The 19,471-nt window shown below is 43.9% G+C and carries 8 protein-coding genes; all 8 read right to left on the bottom strand.

Annotated features, from left to right (window positions below):
* Window positions 1-2 precede the first annotated feature (2 nt).
* The 8 genes from N646_RS02240 to N646_RS24825 all read right to left on the bottom strand — a co-directional run bounded on the left by N646_RS02240 (window position 3) and on the right by N646_RS24825 (window position 19,347).
* Complete coding sequence (locus N646_RS02240; RefSeq protein ID WP_017820616.1) at window positions 3-776, bottom strand: DeoR/GlpR family DNA-binding transcription regulator; 774 nt, start codon at window positions 774-776, stop codon at window positions 3-5.
* A 177-nt stretch (window positions 777-953) separates the two neighbouring features.
* The gene (locus N646_RS02235; RefSeq protein WP_017820615.1) at window positions 954-1,796 is read right to left on the bottom strand and encodes a hypothetical protein; all 843 of its coding nucleotides are present in this window, start codon (window positions 1,794-1,796) and stop codon (window positions 954-956) included.
* On the bottom strand, window positions 1,786-2,406 hold the full coding sequence (locus N646_RS02230; RefSeq protein ID WP_017820614.1) for an OmpA family protein: 621 nt from the start codon (window positions 2,404-2,406) through the stop codon (window positions 1,786-1,788). Before N646_RS02230 ends, N646_RS02235 begins: the two co-directional genes overlap by 11 nt.
* Entirely contained in the window at window positions 2,399-3,712 is a 1,314-nt protein-coding gene (locus tag N646_RS02225; RefSeq protein ID WP_005377756.1) for a TolC family outer membrane protein, read from the bottom strand. The genes N646_RS02230 and N646_RS02225 overlap by 8 nt, the downstream gene beginning before the upstream one ends.
* Window positions 3,713-3,727: 15 nt before the next feature.
* Window positions 3,728-5,041 (bottom strand): HlyD family type I secretion periplasmic adaptor subunit, encoded by a 1,314-nt coding sequence (locus N646_RS02220; protein ID WP_021033865.1) that lies wholly within the window; start codon window positions 5,039-5,041, stop codon window positions 3,728-3,730.
* Entirely contained in the window at window positions 5,038-7,209 is a 2,172-nt protein-coding gene (locus N646_RS02215; protein ID WP_017820613.1) for a type I secretion system permease/ATPase, read from the bottom strand. Before N646_RS02215 ends, N646_RS02220 begins: the two co-directional genes overlap by 4 nt.
* Complete coding sequence (locus tag N646_RS02210) at window positions 7,206-18,122, bottom strand: Ig-like domain-containing protein (RefSeq protein ID WP_021033864.1); 10,917 nt, start codon at window positions 18,120-18,122, stop codon at window positions 7,206-7,208. The genes N646_RS02215 and N646_RS02210 overlap by 4 nt, the downstream gene beginning before the upstream one ends.
* On the bottom strand, window positions 18,088-19,347 hold the full coding sequence (locus N646_RS24825) for a hypothetical protein (protein WP_021033863.1): 1,260 nt from the start codon (window positions 19,345-19,347) through the stop codon (window positions 18,088-18,090). Before N646_RS24825 ends, N646_RS02210 begins: the two co-directional genes overlap by 35 nt.
* Between the last annotated feature and the right edge of the window lie 124 nt (window positions 19,348-19,471).

Below are 19,471 nucleotides of genomic sequence, written 5' to 3'. Positions count from 1 at the left end.
CCTTATTTCGGTGACACAACAATACATTCAATATCATTGTGATCGAGGAGTTGTTGAAAATCTGATTGAGGAGGATGATCGGTAATAATGATGTCGATCTTTGACAAATCACATACGTGGTGGAAATTGTCGCTACCAATTTTTCGGGATTCACAAACGACGATGACCTGCTGAGCTTGAGCAATCATCGCTTGTTTCATTGTTGCTTCTAACAAACTATTTGTTGTCAGCCCTCGGGATGACAATGCACACACGCCAATGAACGCTTTGTTCACGTGATACTGCTGCATTTGCTGCTCTGCTTGCGCCCCTAAAACTGCTCTGGCATAAGGGTCAAAGTGTCCGCCTAAGAAATGAACGTCCATTGTGTCGTTTGTTTCAGCAGCGGTCAGCACATCAATGCTGTTAGTGACGACGTTGAGCTTGTTTTCTCCACAATGCGCTTTTCCTGCATAGAGTGGGAGCAGAGACAAAATGGTGCTGGTATCAATAACAAGATGGTCGCGCTCATCCAACAACGCTGCGGAAGCTTGAGCTAGTCGATGTTTAACGTCACTCACGGGTCGACTCGCGTATGCCTCGGTATGGGAAGAGATCGGCGCAAGCATGACACCACCTCGTATTCTTTGTAACCCAGGTTGCTGACTCAACTTAACTAAGTCTCGACGAGCTGAATCTCGCGAGATACCAAAGTACTCACAAACTTCAGACAACGTTACTTTATTTTGCTGATCCAGCTTCGCTCTGAGCGCTACGAGTCTTTCTTCTTGTGTCATAACTTAAATTCACTTAAGTGATTTTAAGTAAACTTGCCACAATGATAGAAAAATTACCAACAAAACCACTTATAACCAACTCAATTGACCAAAGGTTAACCAAAGATAAATGAGCAGCAAGGCAAACTTCCTAGAGCGGTACGTTCACTCAAGCCCACATAGTTAGGCGTATGAAGTTTATTTATACCCGTTTAAAACAACTGGCTCATCTAGCCCTAACTTCACCCTATTTATTTTAATAAGCGCTTTTGGTAGTGGAATAAACCCAGTATTTCGTACCTGTTGTGTATTGTTGTCGGTTGTAAGGAGTTCAAATAGCTTTGATTTTTTGATCTTCTGATTAGTGTCGAATTGTTTATTTATATAAACGTAATAGACCACGGAAAATGGATAGCGAAGAGAATAGATGCAATCTGTGCTCAAAGAGCATGAGTCATCGTTATGATGAACAGAGAGAGCCTTGTAGCTCGACCACTGTTCTGAGTATTTAAAATCGGAGTATCGCATATAAGCTTTGGCTAAAAAGTCGTCACTTAAAGCGCGTTTCAATCGGTCTTCATCAAGCTTTTGAATCGATGATTGACAACCATTAGAGCTCACATCTGGGTTACTTAAACGCATCTCCCCGAAAGCATACGTATTTGCATCACAGCGTTTCAATTCACTAACGGAAACACTATCTACCGTACTCTTTTGACTATTGATTACGACAATAGCGTTTGCCATTAAAAACAAACGTATAGGCCTGTGGCCTCTTTCTCGTTGAAATCGAGAGATGTTTTCATCTGACCATTTCTTAGATGTGATCGCAATAGAGGTCCCGTCATTTAGCATGTCGTTAAAACCACCAGACTGAGATGCAAGCGCTACATTTACACTTGGCTCATCTATCAATGTTTCTATCGTTTCTAGTATCTCTGGTTCGACAAAAATCGATGTTCGAGCCTCAGAGTCAGCAAATGCCAGCGGTGAAATCAAACATGAAGCTAGAGCAAAGAAAGGCAAGACTTTAATTTTCATAATTCAACTCCAACTTCGAATTAGGTGTCAACTCGCTGTCCGAACTAAATATAGTCCACGCTTGTTCAGTACTTTCAGCTTTCGTGTTTACAACAGCAATTGTGCGCCTTTCCCGTTTTTTTAGTTGTACCGTCAATGCCGTATTCTGATAAAACTCTTGCTCTTCAATTCGATTATCTTGAATGCCGTTTCTCACTAGCAATTCTCGTATAGCTGCCGTCCTTTTCTTTGCCAACGCTTTGTTGTATTCGAGTGACGCTTCAGGGCTTGTGTCTCCTATCAGTATGACTTGCGCATTTGGGTTACTCTGAAGCAGTGCTTTCAACTCGCTTAGCGGCATATCATGAGATGGCGTTACCTGATGCTCATCCATCACAAAGAAAAAACTGATCAGGTGTGTCTGCGAGTCGTTGACCCAATTCGCACAACCTTCACTGTCAACAACGACACCTTTTGGCGTATCTGCGCAGTTATCTCGTTGGTTTATCACGCCATCACTATCATTGTCTTTAAGGTCGTTGTACTGGTAAGTGGTCAACGTCGTATCCGGTGATTCAGCACAGCCCGCTAACATGAAAACTAGAAGACTCGTCACTGCGAATTTATCCATTATTGTTCTCCTTCCAGTTCTCTGGATACTCAACTCGCAACGCATAAGTCAGAATCCCCATCGAGTTGAATAAACGGTAAGTGGCAACCAAATGATCGTACTTTGTTCGGGTGTAGTTCCGTCTCGCAACAAACGTTTCAACTTTGGCATCTAATACATCTAACAAACTGCGTCGCCCTACATTGAACTGCTGGATGTACCCTAATTCAGTTACTTTCGCCGCATCAACGTTGACTTTTAAAAACTCCATTTGCTGTTGAAGCAATGTATGTGCGTCCCATGCCAGCCTTACACCTTCATTCGCATCTAGTTCTGCATTTGCTCGAATAGCCCTCGCCTCCTCTACTCGCCAGGCAGATGACTCCACTCGGGAGTCTGTAGAAAAGCCGTTAAAAAGATCGTAGTTGACCGTCAGCATAACCTTTGCATCTTCGTTAATGCCTTCAATATTATCCACGTTGTCTGTTTTGTTGGCTGACAGCTCAAGCTTGAGCTCTGGGTAGTAATCCCCCTTTTCTCTTTTTACTTCATGTCGAGCCGCCTCTAAATCTTTCATCGCTGACTGTATGGATGGGTGCAACCTAACCGCTTGTTTGAGTGCTTCGTCAAGCTTATTCGGAAGCAACTCCTGCGGGTAAACAGGTTCAACTAAGTTTTGTGGCGCTCGACCAACCAAACGTACAAATCTTGTTCTAGCATCGGAAAGATTGTTTTGGGCGGCAATCAATGAGGACTGTGTTGTCGCGACACGCGAAGAAACCTGCGCTAAGTCGGAGTTGCTGGTTAAACCTTTTTCTTTTTTATCTAGAATGAAACGGTAGATCTCTTGGTGTTCATTTAGGTTTCTTTCTGTCAGTTTCATCAACTCTCGGGCATGTAAAACATCCACATACGCTCTGACAGTATCTAATGCAACATTTTCCGCAGATGCCAATAAGTCCAAGCGTTCAGCTTCAGCCTCGTAAGATAGGCGATCAACATCAGCACTTGTTTTAAATCCATCAAATAACAGTTGGGAGATTCTTACGCCCATCTCCGTTCTTTCTAATGTTCTATCTTCACTGTCGATGTAGTTTCCGTTGTTATATCGAGTACCTTCGTACCCTGCTGCTGCATACAAATTAACCTGAGGAAGAAATGAACCATTTATGGCATTTCGGTCTCGTACCATCGACTCATAGCGAGAATAGCGAGCAAGCAAACTGGGGGAGCTATCGAGAGATAACGTAACTGACTCTTCTAAAGTCAAAGCGTTTGGCGACGATGATACTGCAAACAAGACCAATAACGTTGATTTAAGCCGCATCTTATATCCTTATGTCTATCTTTCTCTGAGCGAATTCTCTTTCGCACGTAATATAGGTTTTAACCAATAATTCAGTACTGTTTTTTCTCCTGTAAGAATGTCTACCACAACCTGCATTCCCGGGATGATCGTAAACTTATCATCAACCTTGAAAGTAACGTTGGCACGGTAGTAGGCATTGCCCTCTTCATTTTGAAGTGCATCGGCGCTTACGTAGGTCACTTCTCCTTCTAGGCCTCCGTAAATGACAAAGTCATAGGCAGACAACTTTACCGTTGCCGGCAGGCCAGGCCTTATGAAGGCGATATTCTGAGGAGAAATTCTCGCTTCAACGATTAACGTGCTATTACGAGGGACTATTTCTAAAATAGGCTCACCCGGCTTAACCACACCTCCGATGGTTCTGACAAAAACATCTTTGATGGTTCCATCGACCGGAGAAAGTAACTGCGTTCGATTCAACTGATCCGCAATCGCCTGACGACTTTCATTGAGCTGCGCTAGTTGCGTCACAACTTCATTGAGCTGCCCTTGTGCCTCTGCCCTAAAAGCAAGCGCAGTACCACGATAATCTGCGATGGATTCAGAATACACAGCCCTTTGCTTTTGGGCAGCAGCTTGTGAACTCGCGATGTCTCCTTTGAGCTTTATAACGTCTCTATTCAGTTTTAATAATTCCACTTCAGCCACCGCGCCACTAGAAACCACCTCTCTCAACATATCTCGCTCTTTCGAGACAATAACCAGACTGCTTTTTAGTGTTTGAATGGTATTCAAGGTATCTAGATAAGCTTGCGATTGTTGCTCAATTCGCAATTTAGCCTCCTCCAGCTCAGACTCCAGTTGGCTCAACCGCTCAAGATAGTTTGCTTTGGCATTCAGATAGGCAGAGTGGCCGGTCATCGAAATATCAAATGGCTGAGGCTCGATACTCACTTGTTGTTTCCAATCCAGTTGGAGGCTATTCACTTTTACCGTTTCTAATTCAATTTGAAGCCTCTGCTTTCTGGCGAGCAAAGATTCTACTTGTTCAGAGGTCTCCGAATAGGTCGACTTAAACCTTGTATCATCCAGAATGGCGATGGTTTGCCCCTTAGTGACGCTTTCACCAGGCATGACAAGTAACTCCTTTAGAATGCCTCCCTCTAAGCTCTGAATCGTCTGAACAGACAAAGTAGGAACAACTTTTCCTTCGCCGACAACCACTTCGTCTAACCTCGCCCACGAGGCCCAAATAATCACACTCAGCACTAACGCGGCAGACAACCAAATCAACGTTCTCGAACGGTTTGCTAAATGAGCATTACTCCAACGAACTGTGCTCATCATTGACCTCCTTCGCGTACAATTGATACTGCGCGTACTCTGTTCGTCTTCGCGTTAGACTGTTGTTTAGCAAAAATTTCTTGGGGCGATCCTTCCCTCAAAATTGCGCCTTTATCAAGCACAACAATTCGATCACAAAGCGATAATAAGGAATGTTTATGAGAGCTAATAATCATCGTCGTCGAGTGCGGCAACGATTTAAGAGCATTAAACAACGCATTCTCAGCAGGTTGGTCTAAGGAACTGGTTGGCTCGTCTAAAATTAATGCTGCTGGGTTTCGATAAAAAGCTCTTGAAATCGCTACAGCTTGCCTTTGCCCCCCCGACAAATAACGCCCTCCTTCTCCGACTTGCGTTTCTAGACCATGAGGAAGGCGACTCATGTACTGGTTCAAACCCGATAATTCTATCGCACGGCGTAATCGTTCTTGATCAATAACATGATGTCCTAATACTATGTTTTCCATAATGCTGCCGTATATAAGATGCGAATCTTGGCCAACCCAACCCGTTTTCTCTCTTATCAATTCGGCGGGCCAAAGCTGACTGTCAATGTCATCAAAATAAACGCTACCCTGTAAGGTACTGAGTTGATTGGCAATAATAGAAAGGAGTGTAGACTTTCCTGCTCCTGCACTACCAATAACGCCAACGCGTTCGCCTTGCTTGATAGTAAGATTAATATCTCTCAAACATGGCATATCAACATCTGGGTATTGGAAGCTCACGTTTTCTAAACGTATATTCCCTGTAAATTCGGCAGACGTAATGACCTGACTGCGTTGCACCTCCTGAGGTAAAGACATGATAGAATTTAAGCCTTCAACCGCTGTTTTTGTCTGTTGATAGCGAAGTAACAGCATAGCTAACTGGTTAATCGCCCCTGCAGCACGACCGCTCAGCATGACAATAGCAATGAGCCCCCCCATGCTGAGCAATCCCTCAGAAATTCTGTACACGCCTGTTACAAGTAACATTACGGTAATTATCTGCTGGCTAGATTGAATGGAGTAAGCAACGATATTCGAATAGTTTCGCGATTGATTTTGCCAATCAGAAAGCATGGATACCGTTTGCTCCCAACGCTTTTGTGCTTCTCCCGTAGCGTTATTTTGCTTAATCTCTTTTAAAGAGGACAATGAATCAAACAAGTGAGCTTGTCGCTTCATGGATAGTGCAGCACTTTCCGTATGTGATTGTTCTATTTTTGCTTTTACCGCAAAGCCAAGGATCAGCAGGGTAAACATGACGGCAATAGGTATGAACATCATTGCCCCACCTAGCCAACCTATTAAGACTAAAAATAACAACGTAAATGGGAGATCAACTAAGGTCACAAGAGATGCAGAAGTAAAAAAATCGCGAACACTATCAAAATCTTGTAGTTGTCGAGCGAATGCACCGACTGATGCAGGACGGTGTTCAAGTTTCATCCCCATAACTTTAGAAAAAAGTATCGAAGAAAGCTTGTTATCGATGTACTTACCCGCGGTATCAGTGACAACTCCCCTTGCTTTACGCAATAGCCAATCAAAAATAATGATGACGGAGACACCAGCGACCAAAACCCATAATGTACTGAAAGCTTGATTAGGCACTACACGATCGTAAACGTTCATAGTGAAAAGCGGAATAACTAGCGCTAGCGTATTGATAAGGAAAGAGGCAATCAAAAGATCTCGATACCACGGAGACATTTCTTTCACTACGGCGAAAAGCCAATGTTCATTATAATCCGCTTGAATAGAACTTATCCGTTTGTCCAGCTCTGGACGCATAGAAACTTGCCATGCTTGAGGCTGGAATTGATTATGCAGCTCCTCGCTCGTGACGTATTGCGTTTCACCTTGATCTTCACTAAATAACGTGACTTGATAATCGCTGTTATGTCGCTCAGATATAATAGCGGGTTGTAACGTCTTCCTATTGATTACCACCAATGGAAAGCTCAACATTGCGGTGGATTTTAAATCGATTAATGTGAGTTCAAGATCGGCTCGCTCAGCGGCTCTGATGAATAAGTCAACATCCAATCTACCCTCAACAAGAGGTAATCCAGAAAGCACCTTTTTTGTATGGTGTCTAACCTCAAAATAACGCATCAACCAAGTTAACGAATGCCCCCAAGGATCGTTAGTCAGCTCACTTGATGAGGATGAGTGATGCTTCATGACATACCACCTACTAGCAAGTTGTTGTCATCAATCATCTTCTGTAAGACATTTTCTTCGGCTACGCCAGTCGAGTCACCTTTGTAAAGCTGATCGAGAGTGACGCCCTGCATAAGAATCTGTTGTTTTGTCCCCGTCTCTTCTGGTTTTATGTGAAGCGTTACGCCATCATCATTCTCTGTTAAATCGAGCTTATTATCGACTTCTGTTATCGAGGTAGCGGTGATTATCGAGGCGATATCAATTGTGTCATTATCATCACCAATAACGGATATTTGGAAGTCGTTGATCACATCGTACGAGGGCTTTAACTCGTTACCGAGCCCTGAACTGTCAAACTCGAATACATCGCTGCCACTTCCTCCAATAAGCAAATCATTAGCATCTGTCGCAAGTAATGTTTGGTCACCCTCTTCCACTAAGGCAACATTGACTGTCTGAGCAGCACCTTCTGCGACTGTAGCACCCAGTGTTGCAATCGGTTTTATCGACAACGTAAAATCACTTGCACCGCTAAACCCGCCAACGATGGAAAGATCAGCGACATCCTCTTGATCAACAGTATAAAAGCCGTTCAATCTTTCACCATGACTCAACTCTAGATCTGTTGGTAATCCGCGAATCTCCACACTTCCAAACTCTTCGGGTGCAGGGTTGACTAAATTCATGCTCAACCCTAAAGGAATACTCCCAGACGCTTCAGACACAATAGATTGATAATCGGCCGTTAGTGTTGGTTCATCAGCTTCAGGGGTAACAACAATGGTTAGATCGGTGCTTTGCACATCTCCAAAATCGGTTTCGAGTTTCCCTGACACTATCGCTTGATCAAACGTTCTAACATTGAGAGCAACATCCATCGTTCCAAATGCATCCTTCGGAACGAACTCCAAACCTGACACTTCATTTGCTCGCACTAATACCGTCGCCACGGCATTGCCCGCGTCATCGAAGGTAAAGGATGAGAATTGAGTCCCGATACGAATCCTACCTAAGCCTTCCAATGCAGAGGGTTCAGAGCTTGCTTTGATCAACATCGACACTTCTATATATTCGTTGCTATTTGTTTCAAAACCGCTCGCTAAAAAGTCAATCGAAATGGAATCACCTTCATCTCCAGTGAACGTGTTAGAGGTTGTATTCAACGATACATCATCGCCAATCGGTTTTACGCCGACGTTGAACTGAGAAGTGGTATAGTTATAGTCGTTTGATCCAGACTCTTGGGTAATAGCTTGCAGTGTTAATGAAATATCCCCACTAAAATCTAGTGGCGGTAGAAAGTAAACCTTATCAAGTTGTGCTTGAGTTAGCTGCCACTCCTTGCTCTCACCATCCGTTGAACCGTTATCAGGGAGTAATTCGAACGTCCCATTATTGTCCCAAACCAACACGGCTCCGTCTGGCACTCCTGTCATGACCAAAGACATCGACTCAGAACCATCTTGATCGATTAATGATGCAGATAAGTTTCCTAAATAAATATAATTATCTTCATCACCAACTACGTCTTCTGTTTCCAGAACCGCTTTATCAACCACTGGGGCAATGGTAACGGTAACTTCTGTTGATTTAGTTTGAGTATCTTTCGCACTGTCAGTACTTAAACAACTTCCCGTGACTTCATCAGTAATGTTTGCGTCAACGGAAATAACAAGCTCTCCACTGTAGTTTTCAGGTGGGATTAACTGAATTTCGTTTAGACGCGTAACATCTGTCACTACCCATGTTCCATCACCGTTGTCAATGAGTAGGCTCGGGTCCACGGCCGTAAACCGCGCATTCTCGTCAGACACCGATAAAGAAACCCAATTGACACTTTCAAGGCCAGTCGCTGCGTCACCTTCTCCAGTAATGGACTGCATTGGTCCTTCACTATCGCCCAATACAAGAGCAAGATTCAGGTTGGTTATAGTATCTTCTTGAACCGTAACTTGGCTTGGTGCTATCGCGATATCATCGACAACAGGAGAGATTTGTACCGTAATGGTCTGAGCGGTTGTTTTCGAGTCACCATCGCATGGGGCCGTTTCTGTCACTTCTAAATTGAAAGTAATGCAACCAGCAAAGTCCTCATCCACGCCAGTAAGCGTCAAGGAAGACAATCCAGCGCTAGAAATTGAATAACCTAACAGATTGCCCGCATTATCATAAGCAGGTATCACACCTTCGCCAGTAAGCTCGACTCCTTCAGGTAAAGAATCTGCGGCGACAAAGAAGGAAACTAAGTTACCATCACTACTCGCTACATCAGGGTTTAAAAACGCCCCAATTGAGACATCTTCACCTTCTTTACCTACAATATCCCCACTTTGAACGCTTCCTGGTTCACCAGGATCAGCACACTGGTCTCCATCTCCTTCATGGCCAGTAATTTGAATTTGGAACTGACCTGTGATGTATTGAGCATCCGTTCCATCTCGAACATACGCTAACACATTCACATCAAGTATCTCTGTATTAGATGGGCTATAAATCGATGCGCCAGCAAGCAAATCTTGAGCGGTTTCCAACACGCTATCACTTGTGATTCCTTCCATTGGAATCAGCCAGTTCCCATCGGCATCTTGAGAAGCACCGTTCGGATGAGTAACAATGAGGTCTTGACCCTGCGGTATCTGTAAAACGATGTAATCGAGATACTCTGAACCATCAATATCCGCTTCTGTAAATGTAATGCCTCCACTCACGTCAACAGCAGACCCATCCGTACTTGTGAATACTTCAGTCGCGCCTTCTAAACGTGTTTTGTCAATATCTTCATTACCAATATCCACTTTGCCAGAAACCACGACGCTCAAAGAGCCATTGATTGCCTTTACATCAGTCTCCATCGTCGGAGACGTGTCTGTCACTTCGTACTGAACTTCCAGGCTAAATGTCCCACTTAGGTCTTCATTAGCTTTTACAGTGATTCGTCCACTGTTTAACAACTCAGATAATGTTGCCGAGCTACCATCGAGTAGTTCATTGAGTTCTAACGGTAAATTACTTTCCTCTACTGCATTACCATCAAAGTAAAGTGTTAAGCCATCTGGAATGGATACAATGGTGTATCCTGTCAAGGACTCACTAGAATCTATATCTTGATTAACGACAGGCTCAAGATTTAGTGTGATGAAATTGTCCTCAACACCATTGCTTTGTAATTCTTGACCGTCAGTTTGATCAACAATAGGTGATATTTCCATTTCCACTTTAAGAGGGGTTTCAGCAGAATCACCATCCGGCTCTGTTGAAACGACGATAACATCCATGCTCAGTGTTCCACTAAAATCTTGCTCTGTTTTGAGGTAAGTGTTTTCAAGAACAGCGTTCGAGACCTGATAAACTGGCCCCGTTATTGGGTCCACGTAAGCAATTGGAAGAACAATAGGGTCACCATTTACATCTGTCAGTTGTGTTCCCAAAGGGATGTTCTGAAGCAAGATATTAATTTCTTCTGATAGATCGTCGTCTGATGTCTGGATGATAAAATCCAGTTGTATCAGGTTATCTTCGTCTAACGTAGAGAGATTACTAATTACTTTAGTCGCTTGATCATATTGCCAATTCCCCTGTCCACCATCTAGGACAATTGGTTCATCGACCACGCCTTTTAGCTTAATATCAATGGTTGCAAATTGGCTCTCGGCGGTTTCATTAAGAGGTGCTAAGCCATCAATAGTCGACTCTGTTGAAATGGCGGTTACTTGAAGGGATAGAGATTCAGTAAATGAGCTGATATCCGATTTTGGTTGAAGTAACGCCTCTGAATTGGCTAGAGCATTGGAGGTCACTAGGTAGGTATTAATACCGATAAGCGTGATCCCAGCTCCGACAGGCAATGTCCAACCATCTTGAACTTCTATGCGATAAGACAGAGACTCCGAGCCATCTGTGTCAGTGAGCCGCCCTAGGATGTACTCTTTTAAGTCAATCGCTTGGTCTTCAAGCCCCTGAATGTTTTTAACGGTCAGCGTAGGCACATCGGCATCTGGAGATATATCGATAACTACTTGCTCAGTGATCTCCGCTGTTTTATCTTGCTCATCGGCAAACACACTACCCGACTCAGTCGTTACTGCCGTTACATCAAAAGTAAATCTTCCGGCTAAGTTTTCGTTAGATGTGATTTCAATTTGATCTAACTCGGATTGGCTATACGCTTTCCCTTCCTCAATAGCACTTCCGTTAAGTGTTAATATAAGTCCATCTGGAATATTCGAAATTTGGTAGTGGAGCGTTTCAGAACCGTCTTGGTCAAACTTTTCAGCGACAATATTGAGTGAAAGTGATTCAGCGGAATCTTCAACACTTTGATAAGAAAAGTCCGAATCATTAGACCACTCTGGCAAATCTGCAACCGGTAAAACGTTAACATTTAACGTGTTATTGCCTTGTAATACAAAACCATCTGGTTCGACATCAGATACGATTAATGCAGACACTGCTAACGAAACTTTGATAGTGTTGCCCGACAGGTTTAGCGCTGGTTGATAAGTGAGATCACCATTTGGAACGGTGAATATACCCACCCCCATTAGCTCTGTACCAGAAAGACTAATAAATCCGTCATTATCATCATCTTCAAGGCGCACTCCGTCTAAAAACAGAGCCCCTCCTTGTAGAGATTCAACAGAGATCCTTATCGCTTCAACACGCTCATTATTCTCCGTATCCCCAGGAGAAACTCTAATCGGTAACGCGACTGGCGTGGGGTCTCCACTGTTATTCGCGCCATTATCTTCTAACGTATCTACATTAACAGTTCGAATAAAGCCCCTAGCATCATCAAGAATTAATTGAGCTTCACTGCTTGCTTGGTCACCGTCTGCATCCGTCACAGTTATCGTTAGATCATCAAGCAAACCACCTACAGGCGTATTAACAATAAGCTCGGTAGTTAGCGTAAATGTCCCATCTTGAGCAATAGTCAGCGTTCCATATTTTAAGTTACCATCACTACTATTGATTAAATCGATGGTCCAAGCATCATTGCTAAATACCGAACTCGCCGTATCGTATGTTTCACCTGCATAGGTCAAACTTGAAATCAACGTGCCATCTGAACTGATTAAGTCAGCATTATTGCTAAACCAGTTTCCCGAAAACTCATCCCCCTCGGTAAGTTCAATTTCTATTGGTGAGCTTGTGTCTTCGGGGATATCATCCACTACACTTACGGTATATGTCTCAGCTTCAGACTGGTCGCCATCCTTATCAACGGCATAAATTGAAAAACTGAGTTCTAATGTGTTCTCGTCCGCTGGAACACCGTCAGGTTCATCGTGTTCAAGTGCACGGTATAGATCAAACTCGACAGTCCCATCGGTATTAAATCTAATTCTAAAGACGTCTTGCTCACTTTCATCTCTTGCATATAACCAACCATTCGAGTCCGGTGAATCAAGCGAAACCAGGCTACCACTACTTGTTTTATAGCCGAGCGCATTGAACATATCGATATTCACGCTCACACTGGCGATAGAGTCTGAACCTTGTAATAGCGTAATGGATGGTGACGAGCCCTCGATGCCAGAATCAAGCGAATCATCATTCAACCCGCTTTCATTGACTGTGATTCCCTCTGTAATTACTAGTTCCGGAAACAAGCCATCATAGACCAGTATGTTGGACTCCGTAGAGATCTCGCTTCCATCAGAATCTCTCGCCACGATGGGCATAGAGATCGACAATTGCGTCCCATCACCTAAAACATGGTCAAGCGAGTGATAAAGCTCTACAGTTACATTAACGGTAGACGTATCATTTGATGGCAAAGAGAAGTCACTAGGTAACGTGACCCTAAATACAACGTCTCCAGTGTCTGAAATTGCGTCAAAGCTTCCATCATTGTTATCGTACCAAGTGACAGCCTCTCCGTTATAAGTAACAGCATCACCAAGCGTAGTTTTGACAGTATCTCCATCATTTATGTCAACACCCAGATACACAATCGGATCGAATGATGACGTAACTATCACATCCGTATTCGCTATGGCTGAAACCCCATCAGGAGCAATGTTTGTATCGACAGGTGTTTCGGTTAACTCGACATTGCCACTATTGATTAGCGCTTGTCCATTGTCGTTATCTATCACATTAATGTCTAAAACGACCGACGTGTTATCTTGGTCTGAGTCCATTGCAGTAACAACGAGAGGTACGTTTGGATCAGTATTTTCTTGTTGGTCGAGAGCCTGAAAAAGCTCAAAGGAGTAGGTAATGTCGCCATTTGCATCAATAGGTAAAGAAGCATTGAGGATAGCTTGAAAGATGGGAATCTGAGTTTGCCCATCTTCGTCAAGAATATAACCATCAAGTGTTTTGCCATCCGCAGAGACTTGATAAAGCACAACTTGTTCACTACTCGTCAACAAGGGTTGTTCAGAGACGATGAACGACAAAGATTCGAGGTAATCACTGCCAACCTCAACTTGAAAATTCCCTGAGCTCAACACACCTCCATTTGCGAGATCAGATTCTTTTACTTCTACCCCATTCAAATTATTTAAAGTTGGGTCTGCGCCATCCTTTAGAACATAGTCAATTTCATTCTCTACAAGCGGTGTGGCATCTAAATCTACGCCACCAATGGTCAACGGGAAAGTGACCGTATCACTGCTATTGAATTGATCGATAGGGTGCTCAAGAGTAAGCGAAATTGAAGCTAATACATCGTTACCCGACTCAACGCCACTCAACGTTAACGTAAATACAGTGACACCATTCGCAAATGCTGTAATTTGCTTTCCACTGGAACTTAACGTGTAGCTAAGCTCATTATCAGAGACTGAGCTTGTAAGCCCTAATGCTTCTAACTTAGTAATAGATGACCCACCGAAATGCAAACTACTCGGATCCGGATTGTCAGATCCCGCGACAATATTAACAGTTCCTTCAGAGTTCAATATCGGGCCATCCAAAGGGACTTCTGTTACGTCTATAGTCGCATTGCCTACGTAACCTGCTTGTCCATCACTAATATCAATCGTCGCGTTAGCCAAGCCATAGTCTTGGGAGTCATCTGCAGCTAAATAGCTGAAAGAAACACTTTGCTCGACCGAATGATCTAGGTTTCGACCTGCATCAAACTGCCAAGAGCCATCAGAAAATACGGTTAATTCGCCTTTTTCTAAACTAAAACTTACGGATCCCCCCTCTAGAATTGACTTCTGCTCCCCGCCAGCCTCTACAAATTTCACATAAAGTGTTCCATCAAGATCAATATCATTTTCAAGTAGATTGCCCGTAATTGTTTGATCTTCTGCGACTGAGTATGTGTCATCTCTAATCACCGGATCAGAGTCATAAATAGTAATCGTTAACGGTGCCACAACCGTCTCTTGTGTACCGTCAGCATCACTTTGAATGCTTTCAACCAATACGTTAGTCACCAGCTCATCTTGACCTACACCATGATCAATCGCTTCATAAAAAGTAATTTGAACCGTACCATCATCATTGACCTCTGCAGAGAAAACTAATCGGTCGTCAGTCGATGTTCCTTGTAAGCTCAACCCATCTTCTGCAACAACAACATTTATAGATTGACCGACCGATGTAAGCGCACTCAAACTTGGTTGCTCTGCATGCAGTGCTGGCACACCATTTTCTATGTTGATGGCTGCCGAGCAGCTTTGCTCACCAAAAAATCCAACGATGTTTTCAGAAAATACCGTTGAACCGGGTAGCACTATTGTCGGCATGGTATCGACCACGTGGTTGCCGGCGGCATCCAACACTTCTGCTTCAATGGTCCACGTGTTGTTTAGATTGAGAGTGTTTACGTCAATTCCGGTTACTGTCCACGAACCTGATGCATCAACGAGGCCAGTAAAATTCAGCGTGCTGTCTCCGTCACTTACCCGAATCGTCACTGCCAAACCTTGCTCTACACCACTGGTTGTCCCTCTCATTTCCGTGACTATACCCTCACGGAAATCATCAATGGCAAGACCACCGCTAATATAAAAATCCGTATCGATATCAATGGTGGGAGCAGTGGCATCTATGGTCGTAGCCTCATCCATCGCTTTCGCTTGGTTGCCCGCCACATCATTCACGGAGGCAGATACGGTTAACGCCCCATCGGCTAACGTGGATAAGTTCGCCCCTTCGACTTGCCACATACCATCAACGACAACGGCATTGAACGAGAGCATCACCCCCAAGCTGTCTTGAACCGTGACAGAAACCGTCTGACCATTTTCAACATCACTGACTTGCCCTGACAAAGTGACAGATTGGCGCTCTTCAATGTTTAAATAGCCGTCTCCGCCATCGTCAACGTCCGCCGTCACACTTGCGAGCGTATCTTTGATGATGGTGTTTTCACTGGTTGCAGGGTTGCCCGCTATATCTATACTCTCAGCAACAACTGTCAGCGTACCTTCAGACAATCCAGAAAGGTCAACGTCGTCCAGAGACCAACTTCCACCAGTCACCACCGTTTCTAAGTTTATGACCGCTCCTAACGAGTCGGTTACCGTAACTTGGATACGCTGGCCATCTTCAATGTTTTCAATCGTCCCTTCGAGGCGAGTAGTCGCGATTTCGTACTGATTTAAATACTCATCCCCTCCACCATCAAAATTGACGTTCACCGTTGCAAGCGTATCTTTAATGGTCGTATCGACGGCGTTCAGGTTATTGCCATAAATGTCAGAAACCACAGAAGTCACCGTAAGCGGCCCTTCGGCAAGAGAAGACAGATCAACGCCTGATAGGGTATAAGCCTCGTTCTCTACGGTCGTTGTAACAGTAATAGAATTATTGAGGCTGTCGGTAATGGTGATAATAACAAGCCACTCATCGCTTATCTTGAGTGCGTCACCTTGAATCGTGACACTAGGAACTTCAAACTGGTTTTCGTATCCATCACCGCCATCAAGAATATCTACTGTTAAAGAGGCATCATCGTTCAAACCTTCTATTGCCTCTAAGGTAATATCCAATGTTACCGAGGTGGTGTCACCGTCTGAATCTGTTGCATTAACTAACAATGGTATATCCAGGATTTGATCTTTTGACAGATCGAAAGAGCGATATAATTCAAAGGAATACTCTATTTCACTACTTGACTCTAAAGGTAATGTGGATAATAGTTTCGATTGAAAAATATTTACTTCCACCCCACCTTCTAAGATATAGCCAGTAATTGTCGTACCGTCATCAGACAGACGGTAAAGCAACTCACTTTCACTACTCACTAATGTGGGCTGGTTAAATTCGCTAAATCGAAGAGAGTCAACATAATCACTCCCGATATCGAGTTGAAGGCTCCCAGTTTTAAAGATTGCCCCACTTTCTAGATTAATCTCCTCCATTGCAACAACAGTCAAGTTGCTCAACGTAGGATCAACACCATCTTTCAACACGAAATCAATTTCGTTCTCTACAAGCGGTGTGGAGTCTAGATCTGTCCCTCCAATGGTCAGCGGGAAAGTGACCGTATCACTACTATTGAATTGATCGATAGGATGATCAAGAGTAAGCGAGATTGAAGCTAGTACATCGTTACCCGACTCAATGCCACTCAATGTTAACGTAAATACAGTGACACCATTGGCAAATGCTGTGATTTGCTTTCCACTGGAACTTAACGTGTAGCTAAGCTCATTATCAGAGACTGAGCTTGTAAGCCCTAATGCCTCTAACTTAGTAATGGATGCCCCACCAAAATACAAACTAGTCGGATCAGGGTTATCAGAGCCAGCAATCACATTAACACTGCCTTCGGTGGTTAATAATGCCTCTCCCAGAGGTACTTCTGCTGCGTTTATAGTAGCGCTGCCTACATAACCCGCTTGGCCATCTATAATGTCGATAGTTGCGGTTGCTACACCGTAATCTTTTGAATCATCGGCTGCGAGATAATCAAAAACGAGACTTTGCTCAACCGTGTGATCTAAGTTGCGACTGGCATTCAACTGCCAAGAGCCATCTGAAAATACGGTTAATTCACCCTTCTCTAGACTAAAACTTACTGAGCCACCATCAGGGACAGACTGGATCTCTCCTCCGGCTCTGACATATCGAATGTACAAGTCACCATCAATATCAATGTCATTCTCCAGTACATTGCCAGAAATGACTTGGCCTTCGGTTACACTATATGACTCATTTTCGATCACTGGATCGGCATCAAGGATGGCGATTTCTAGGGGAGCCACAACAGCCTCTTGTGTGCCGTCAGCATCACTTTGAATGCTTTCAACCAATACGTTAGTCACCAGCTCATCTTGACCTACACCATGATCAATCGCTTCATAAAAAGTAATTTGAACCGTACCATCATCATTGACTTCTGCTGAGAAAACTAATCGGTCGTCAGTCGATGTTCCTTGTAAGCTCAACCCATCTTCTGCAACAACAACATTTATAGATTGACCGACCGATGTAAGCGCGCTCAAACTTGGTTGCTCTGCATGCAGTGCTGGCACACCATTTTCTATGTTGATGGCTGCCGAGCTGCTTTGCTCACCAAAAAATCCAACGATGTTTTCAGAAAATACCGTTGAACCGGGTAGCACTATTGTCGGCATGGTATCGACCACGTGGTTGCCGGCGGCATCCAACACTTCTGCTTCAATGGTCCACGTGTTGTTTAGATTGAGAGTGTTTACGTCAATTCCGGTTACTGTCCACGAACCTGATGCATCAACGAGGCCAGTAAAATTCAGCGTGCTGTCTCCGTCACTTACCCGAATCGTCACTGCCAAACCTTGCTCTACACCACTGGTTGTCCCTCTCATTTCCGTGACTATACCCTCACGGAAATCATCAATGGCAAGACCACCGCTAATATAAAAATCCGTATCGATATCAATGGTGGGAGCAGTGGCATCTATGGTCGTAGCCTCATCCATCGCTTTCGCTTGGTTGCCCGCCACATCATTCACGGAGGCAGATACGGTTAAACGCCCCATCGGCTAACGTGGATAAGTTCGCCCCTTCGACTTGCCACATACCATCAACGACAACGGTATTGAACGAGAGCATCACCCCCAAGCTGTCTTGAACCGTGACAGAAACCGTCTGACCATTTTCAACATCACTGACTTGCCCTGACAAAGTGACAGATTGGCGCTCTTCAATGTTTAAATAGCCGTCTCCGCCATCGTCAACGTCCACCGTCACACTTGCGAGCGTATCTTTGATGATGGTGTTTTCACTGGTTGTAGGGTTGCCCGCTATATCAATACTCTCAGCAACAACTGTCAGCGTACCTTCAGACAATCCAGAAAGGTCAACGTCGTCCAGAGACCAACTTCCACCAGTCACCACCGTTTCTAAGTTTATGACCGCTCCTAACGAGTCGGTTACCGTAACTTGGATACGCTGGCCATCTTCAATGTTTTCAATCGTCCCTTCGAGGCGAGTAGTCGCGATTTCGTACTGATTTAAATACTCATCCCCTCCACCATCAAAATTGACGTTCACCGTTGCAAGCGTATCTTTAATGGTCGTATCGACGGCGTTCAGGTTATTGCCATAAATGTCAGAAACCACAGAAGTCACCGTAAGCGGCCCTTCGGCAAGAGAAGACAGATCAACGCCTGATAGGGTATAAGACTCGTTCTCTACGGTCGTTGTAACAGTAATAGAATTATTGAGGCTATCGGTAATGGTGATAGTAACAAGCCACTCATCGCTTATCTTGAGTGCGTCACCTTGAATCGTGACACTAGGAACTTCAAACTGGTTTTCGTATCCATCGCCGCCATCAAGAATATCCACCGTTAATATAGCATCGGGATTCAACCGCTCAGGAGCCTGAGTCTCAGAAGTTGGGTTCTCTCTTTCTTGCACTGCTGGCCTAGTAACATAGCCATTAGAAACGAGTTGCTCAGGTAAAACAGCGCGAATATAGGCAACAAAACTTAACCCACCAGAAGACTCACTAAAATCTCGAACGCTCTGATTAAAAGTGGATTCAATACCGTTTTGAGATGCAATTAAAAGATCATTCGAACTCGATTCATCCTCACTTGTTGTATCTTCATTAAATGCAATATCGAGAATGTCAGTATTAAGAACAACCACCTCTACTTCTGGAACTAATTGTTCGTTGGGCAACATTTGGATCCAAGAACCGTCACTTAAAACCGCCCAAAGAACATTACCGATTTGAATGTAGAGTATTGGCTGCATAATTCGCCCCATATGAAACAACGAACTTTAAGTATGGTCGACGAATATGACTGTTCAAATGAAACTAGAAAAAACATGGCCCTAAATGGCTCTAATGAGATATTGAACCAAAAACATACCTCAT

The organism is Vibrio alginolyticus NBRC 15630 = ATCC 17749, from assembly GCF_000354175.2.
GTDB classification, from domain to species: Bacteria; Pseudomonadota; Gammaproteobacteria; order Enterobacterales; family Vibrionaceae; genus Vibrio; species Vibrio alginolyticus.
This window is presented reverse-complemented; position numbering and strand designations above follow the sequence as displayed.